At 62.1% G+C, this 4298-nt stretch carries 6 protein-coding genes and 1 pseudogene; 2 read left to right on the top strand and 5 right to left on the bottom strand.

The window, feature by feature from the left end; all coding sequences use genetic code 11:
• The 4 genes and pseudogenes from WAN71_RS15115 to WAN71_RS15100 form a co-directional block, all read right to left on the bottom strand.
• Nucleotides 1–133, bottom strand: a pseudogene (locus WAN71_RS15115) (antitermination regulator); the annotation flags it as partial.
• Between the two features lie 129 nt (nucleotides 134–262).
• Nucleotides 263–1066, bottom strand: coding sequence for a transglutaminase-like domain-containing protein (locus WAN71_RS15110; protein ID WP_422226108.1), 804 nt, complete (start codon nucleotides 1064–1066; stop codon nucleotides 263–265).
• Between the two features lie 239 nt (nucleotides 1067–1305).
• Nucleotides 1306–1614: a hypothetical protein gene (locus WAN71_RS15105; protein WP_422226107.1), complete on the bottom strand. Its 309-nt coding sequence runs from the start codon at nucleotides 1612–1614 to the stop codon at nucleotides 1306–1308.
• 374 nt (nucleotides 1615–1988) lie between these two features.
• The gene (locus WAN71_RS15100; protein ID WP_422226106.1) at nucleotides 1989–2465 is read right to left on the bottom strand and encodes a DUF5994 family protein; all 477 of its coding nucleotides are present in this window, start codon (nucleotides 2463–2465) and stop codon (nucleotides 1989–1991) included.
• Between the two features lie 442 nt (nucleotides 2466–2907).
• On the opposite strand from WAN71_RS15100, the gene WAN71_RS15095 reads away from it, so the two are divergent.
• On the top strand, nucleotides 2908–3111 hold the full coding sequence (locus WAN71_RS15095; RefSeq protein ID WP_422226105.1) for a cold-shock protein: 204 nt from the start codon (nucleotides 2908–2910) through the stop codon (nucleotides 3109–3111).
• A gap of 203 nt (nucleotides 3112–3314) precedes the next feature.
• Nucleotides 3315–3758: a DUF5994 family protein gene (locus tag WAN71_RS15090; RefSeq protein ID WP_422226104.1), complete on the top strand. Its 444-nt coding sequence runs from the start codon at nucleotides 3315–3317 to the stop codon at nucleotides 3756–3758.
• 12 nt (nucleotides 3759–3770) lie between these two features.
• Here WAN71_RS15090 and WAN71_RS15085 read toward each other — a convergent pair.
• On the bottom strand, nucleotides 3771–4298 hold a 528-nt coding region (locus WAN71_RS15085), incomplete at its 5' end, for a WS/DGAT domain-containing protein (RefSeq protein WP_422226103.1).

Below are 4298 nucleotides of genomic sequence, written 5' to 3'. Positions count from 1 at the left end.
CCCCGGAGAAGACCAGTGAAATGGCCGCCGCGTCAATGCTGAACAACTTCACGCAGGCCTCGCAAATCGAGTCAGCGGCCGCTAGGCCACGCCGGCCGTCGACGGCCGCGCGGAGCTGTTCGTGGATCGCCACATTTAGCCGAGCGGGGGTCGGGCATCGATCGCAATGCCCGGATGTCGAAGTGGCGGGGGCATACCTCCACCATCCACTAGTTAGAGCGAATTTACGAGTGTGGGCGCAATAGTAGGCCGCGAGGGCCCGTTAGCCGATCGACACCAGTTGGTCGATCGAGTCTATGGGAAGGTCGCCGTCCACGATCGCCGTCACCGCCAGCTTGTTCAGGGTGATCGCACCCCCGTGGTTGTCCAGGAAGGCGATGTCGGCGGCGTCGCGCCCGGTGGCAATGCGCACCAGCGCCTGCCGTGGCGCCAGCAAGGTCCCGTCGACTACCCGCCATTGCCCGCCGACGAACGCCTCGGCGACTGCGTGGAAGTCCATCGGATACAGGCCCGGCGCGTATACCGAAACCGCGCGGGCGGGTACCTTGACCGCACGTAGCAGCGCTACCACCAGGTGCACGAAGTCACGGCATACCCCGGCACCGGCGAGCATGGTCTCCACCGCCCCGTCGATAGGGTCGCTCGAGCCCGGCACGTAGTTCAGCCGGGTGCCCACCCAGAGGGAGACTCGCTCCAGCAGAGTCGTCGAGTCGACGTAGCTGCCGAATTCAGTTGCGGCAAAACCGTAGAACTTGTCAGCCTCGGCGTACCGGCTGGGGCGCAGATACATCGACAGGTCGGATTCGGTGACCGGCGCCGGATCGGTCCGGCCGACGATCGTCGCGGCATAGTCGACGGTCAAGTAGCCCGCCGGGACTTCCATCTTGTGGATGCGGCTGCCGTGCATACCGCTGATCTCCGAGTATTCAACGGAATTGCCGTCCAGCACGAACGACAACCGCTCTGAAACTTCGGCATTCGGGTGCGGCGCGACAGCAATCTGGAATTCCAACGTCGACGGCTCGGTAATCTCGACTTCGAGCTCTGCGCCCACCTCTCGCTTCATAGCATCACAACCGGACGAGGCTCAGCCACCAAGGCCCCGAGGTGCGCGGCACTTGACCCCGTTGGGCAGCGACCCACTTTCTCCCGTTGCCCCGCCCTCAGAATCCCATGTCGACTGCGCCGCAAGCATTTCCCTTTGTCTGGCCCTCCTGCGTACACCCGCGCCGAGTATGTCTCTGAGCGTCAATGGGATGCGGGCAGCCGCCGGGACGGGGCCGGCAATGACGGCATGGTTGCCGATCACACGAGCCCCACTGGTGTGTTGTCCGGGTGTCGGATCGTCGCGCTGGACCGGCGGTTGTTCATGGGTTCGCGCACCGACTTCTGGTGGTCGAGCTGCCGAATCAGCTCACGTTTCGCATCACTCAGCGCGTGGGTGATGTCCGGGTTCTCGGCGACCGCCACCAGTGGCGTCAGGCCGGGCAGGCTCGTACGCAACGTAACGCGCTGCTCATTGCCGCCGCGGTCCTGGAGAGAGACGTCCACGTTCACACCGCGCGAACCCCACCTACCCAGATGCGGGCCGAGCGTCGACAACGTCTCCACCACATGTGGATGCTCCTTCGCCGCGAAACCCGCACCTATACGGATCACGTTCTCGTGAACAATATTTCGTTGCTTCTTATCAGAGTTGCTCATTGCGGCCCTTCAGTTGAGTGGCGGGCACCCATGCGTCCGTCCGGGTTGTCCCGACCCGCGTCGCCGTCGTGCGGTGGTCTGGTCCCGAATCGGGGACAAACGCACACCGATTCCAAAGGCGAATCCATATGGCCACAGTAGACGGCAATTTTCCGGGCTAGGCCTCTAGTAAACGCGCTGGCAATGGCGATGTCAACATCGTTGGCGCGCAACGTGGTTCGCGCAGCTAATAATCCTGCCCAGCAACAACATTGGCGTATCCGAGAGTTGCCCTTCGGCGAGCATCAAACTGCCGTGGCTGAAGCTGCGATATCGGCGTGCGCGAGTCGAGTTCCCCCGAGACGTTTCGCGCACAGTGCGCTTTCAGCACGCGCGGCACGCACAATGTCGTCGGCAATCCGGAATGCATCGGTGTCCCGTTCTGCGTGCACGATGTTAAGCGTGGCGGCTTGCCGCAACACCATTACGGCCAGAGCGCTGGAGGTCCGGCACGGGACCACGAGGAGATTCGCCGAACCCTGACTGCCAGTGATCATCATCAGGCGTTGGTGGCCGATGACCCGGACGGGGTTCGCTATGGTCACGCGCTTCAGCGCGTCGAAATCCGGGCAACCCTCCAATGATGACCAATTGACACTGATATCAAGAATCTCACCCAATCGCGCGGACAAGGCGCCAATCAGCTCCGGAAGCTCGCGCGCTACCGAGGCCTTATGCGGCCACCACGCCCCATCGAGGCCCTCGCCGAGTTGGATGGCCAAGCTGAGCCGGACCGGGCTGGCCAGGCGCCGACCGGACACCGCGCCGTTCATGGTGCTGAGCAGGCTGTCGTCAACGAAATCGGCGTTGCTGCCAGGCGATGAGTGTATGAGTCTCGGCGGTCCATCGACGATTCCTTCACTTCGAGGTTCTCCCGGCACACGAGTGCGGGATCGACGAACGAATCCGATCGCAATTGGTATGGGCGGCCAACTGCACGCCCTAAGATCACCATGGCTACAAAACCGTTCTACCTCAACGCTACACCGCGCCCGTTGCACGGATACGTTTGCACGTGTTGAGGGCGTGAGGCTCCCAACATCGATGACCAGGCCGATTCAGCGGCGGCAGGGTGAACAGGACGAGGCTATTCCTGATTGCTCGTGCTACCTTGAAGCAGGATGTTTTTCGTACATCCATTCTGAATGAGAGAAGTTGAAAAGTATGACACAGGGAACTGTGAAGTGGTTTAACAGTGACAAGGGCTTCGGCTTTATCGCTCCTGATGGCGGCACAGAGGATGTGTTCGTTCACTACTCAGAGATCCAAGGGAGCGGTTTCAAGTCGCTTGAGGAGAACCAACGGGTTCAATTCGAAGTCGGCCAAGGGGCCAAAGGCCCTCAGGCAGTAGGAGTGACACCGGTTTAGCGACCTCTTCGTCACAGACGGGCTGGCGGGCAGTGTCCTGCCAGCCCCTTCTGCTTTAGGGCCCCATGAGCCGCGATTGCGCCCTACCTGCCGAGTGCGAGTAGTGTCGAGGTATCGGCGGTCTGTCGCACGCGACCGTTTCCGATTGTGTCATCGCCGATTCGCATGATTTGGCCGACTCGCGGCCAAGACAGGAGCGTCGCATGACGCTACAACAAGGCCGAACCAGGACCGGTTCGAAGCACACATCACCCGAGAAGACGCCGCGTCTGCGCTTAAAGCCCAAGGCTCCCACCAGCGGGTATGTCGATGGAGCATGGTGGCCGCACACTGATGACCTTTCGATTGAGCTGCCAGATCTGTTGGCGGTGCTGTCGGTACGGCTCGGCCCTATCGATCGCGTGATATACAACCTCAGCGAATGGGCGAAGGCCCCGGCCAAACTGCCGACGGGTGGCAGAACGGTACGACTCGGCGGGTACTACCGGCAGCCGGTCAACACCGTCGAAGTAATCGGACTCAATCGCAAAAAGGTCGTCCTGCTGGTGGTGCCCGCTCGCACCGCCCCAGACCACGCACACGACATCTTGATGGCTGCTGCGGCGCCGAACAACGCTTCGACCATCGACGGCCTGCTGCATGACTAGCGCCTAAGGCGGTTAATAGCCGCGGCCGTGGCGACGCTGGGTGGCGTGTGATGTCATCTCTGTGACGACCGAGCGGCCTTGCCCGCGAGGGGATTTCCGCGCGGCTGCCACCAGAATGTCAAGCGAGTCGACGATCCCGGTTGCGATGTCGTCGACCGCGGGCACATTGTCGGGACACGCGCACACACTCAGATCTATCGCCTCGCCACGGGTGGTCAGCGTGATGTTCAACCCGCAGCCTTCCACTAGCGGCGGCACGGTGTGCATACCGACGACCTTGGCCCCGGCACAGTACGCGGGCAACGACTGTCCGGAAACGTACGAGACACTGCCATGACAGATCGGCGCCAGTCGTTGCCGCAGACCTAGCCGGCTGAAGATTCGCATACCTGCGTGGACGGCGGTGGCCGGGATCAGCGACACGATGCGCGCCAAATCGACTGTTGAATCAGCCTTTTCGGCATCGCGCCGGTTTGCGGTGTTCATCCTCTCGGTGGCGGTCTGTAGGTTGGTAAGCACCTCGATGGGGTCGTCGAGCTG

The organism is Mycobacterium sp. (assembly GCF_049280035.1).
Lineage (GTDB): Bacteria > Actinomycetota > Actinomycetes > Mycobacteriales > Mycobacteriaceae > Mycobacterium.
Note: the sequence above shows the minus strand (reverse complement) of the source record. Positions and strands in the feature narration are given on the sequence as shown.